Annotated in this window: 1 protein-coding gene; it reads right to left on the reverse strand. The window is 52.3% G+C overall.

The window, feature by feature from the left end:
* Positions 1 to 112: 112 nt before the first annotated feature.
* The coding region (locus tag AB1K62_RS14600; RefSeq protein WP_367004691.1) for a TonB-dependent receptor at positions 113 to 2,627 on the reverse strand (2,515 nt) is incomplete at its 5' end.

The following is a 2,627-nucleotide window of genomic DNA, read 5'->3' on the forward strand; positions in this document are numbered from 1 at the left end:
ACCACTAGCCTCCCCCGGCTGAGCATAAGCCCCTGTTGCGGCAATCAGGATCAGTGCCGGTATGATTGTCTTCATGATATTCCTCACAAGTAGAGCGCGGATAATCGGTCCATCAGAACTTCTTCGCAACACTAAATCCAAATATCCGTGGATCGAGCGTGAATACATTTGTGCTCAGTCCGGTATCATCACTATTCGTGAAGAAGTCCGTGATCGGAGTCTTGTCGAATAGGTTTTTGACATAAAACTGGAATGTCAGATCATCCGAGGGCTTATCCAGCGTTATCGCCAGATTTGCATTGCTCCATCCTTTCAGGCGATCATATTCGCTATTATATACACGCGCGAAGCTTTTCGATTGACGATAATAGTCCCCTCTCAGCGTCAATTCCCAATCCCCATCGTTGATGAAAAACGTATATTGTGCGCCGATATTGAATGTCAGGCGCGGCGCGTTGGGCAGCTCATTCCCTTCCAGGTCGGCAAAAAAGCCGCGACCGCCATTGGGCGCATCGGTTATTGGACTATATTCAAAGCCATAGAATTGATACAGGGGAAAGCCGTCCTCTATAGATGGATCAAAAGTCCCCAATTCCTTGGACCCCCCGCACAGTGACCCAAGAGCAACCAATCCAAAGCCCGTTTCGGTTATGGGATTGCTCAAAATGTCCTCGACCACCTGAGCGGGCGCAATGCAGTTCGAGGGTAGCTGGATCCACGGACGTAGCAAAACCCAGTCCGGATTGCCCTGGGTGCGATTCATCACATCGATCGATTTTGCTCCCTTTTTAAGCCGGGTTTGCAAATAGCCCAGATTGGCATCGATTTGGAACGCACGCGAAGGCCGCCATGCGGTTTCGAGTTCAAGCCCCCAACTGGTCGCATCAAAATTCTCATTTAGAGAAAGACGGTCAACGATCTGTGAGATCTGGTAATCCTTGTAATCATAATAAAATGCCGTCGCGTTCAACGTAACACGGCCACCATCGAAGCTATTCTTCGTCCCGATTTCAAAGGCGTTGACAAATTCAGGCTTGAACGTCGATGGCAGCGGTTGGAACTGCACGATACGCGGATGTATATTGGGCTGCGGCGGATTTGTGCCTCCGCCCTTGTAACCGCGCGATGCCGATGCATAGATAAGCGTCTGATCAGTGAAATCCAGCTCGGGTTTCCAATCGACCACGATGCGCCCGGTCGGTTCGGACCATTTCTGAACGACATCGGGATCGGTCGGATAGCCGGAGCTCACATAGCCACCGCTTGTGCCGATTGTTCCACCGCCGCCGCCAAGCAGTAATTGGCTTTGCACCGGCGTGGTGATTTTTTTATCTTTTGTCCAGCGCAGGCCTGCTGTGACCTTCAGATTATCTGTAACGTCCCAATAGGCTTCACCAAAAACCGCCCAGGACTTGGTCCGCACCAGATTGCGGCTGAGAAAATAATTATGGCCCTGCTCGTCGAGCGAGTCGATCGGATTGGGATCGACATAAACACAATCGCTTCCTGTCGTCCCTATCGGGCAGGGGTTATATGCAGGCGGGTCATCGAATAGGCGGTTATACTGGTTATAGGCGATAAAGGTGAAGGCGTTGTTGAAGACGAAATAATCGTCTTGTGTTTTGAAATCGAGATAATTGACGCCAAGGTTGAAATTGAACGGCCCGTCGAAATCAGATTGCAAACGAAATTCCTGCGACCATTGACGGTTGCGCGAACGGCTAAGATCAACAGACAGGAGACGGTTGGAACACCCCAATTGGGGGTCACAGAAAATGCCGCCTGGCGCCGCGTGATCCTGAGGTATCGGCGCATCACCGTCTAGCAGACCGGTCGTATCGCTAAACAATGGTCCCGACACAAAGCGGTTATAATCCTGTGACGAATAATAGCGATCGCGTGCATATGCGGTCTGCGACACAAATGTCAGCGAATCCGTGACGTCGAATTGCAGATTGCCCTGAAAGACATCATTCTTTGCCCGGAAAACCGGATCATATTCGGTTGCAATTTCCCGAAGATCACGCGATTGCGTTGCATCAAAAAAGGGGTCCGTCGGAAGGAAACCATAGACCGGCCTAAACTCGCCTGGCCGATAACCCATCGGGATTACAATCTGACCGGCGACAACAAAGGCAAGGCCCGACCCGTTCGGCGTGCCGTAAGCTGCATCATCATAAAGCGACGCGGGCTGACAACCCTGGCTCATCCGCCCACGCAGATTTTCCTCAAAGGGAGTAAACAGGCCTGGCTGTGTCCCATCGGGTACCCGGACGCCGTTCACCGTTGCTGGGCCGGGATCGCGCGTACATAATTGTTTGCCGGTGCGCGAGCGATCATCATCCTCTTCAAAATGCTGCCAGATCGCATTGACCCTCAATCGATCGCTTGGCTCCCACTGCATCGACAAGCGGCCGGACCAGAGTTCACGGCCATTGACCCGGCGATCGGTGAACGTGTTATAATCAAAACCATCACGGCTGGTGAGCGCTCCCGCAGCCCGGATCGCCAGTGTATCGGTGAGCGGAACGTTTATCATCCCGCTGGCCCGCATCGTTTTGAAATTACCGACCTCTAACTTGGTATCGAGTCCAAACTCGTCATCGGGCAGCGCCGGAATCAGGTTC

The sequence above is a fragment of the Parasphingorhabdus sp. JC815 genome, from assembly GCF_040717415.1.
Classification (GTDB): domain Bacteria; phylum Pseudomonadota; class Alphaproteobacteria; order Sphingomonadales; family Sphingomonadaceae; genus Parasphingorhabdus.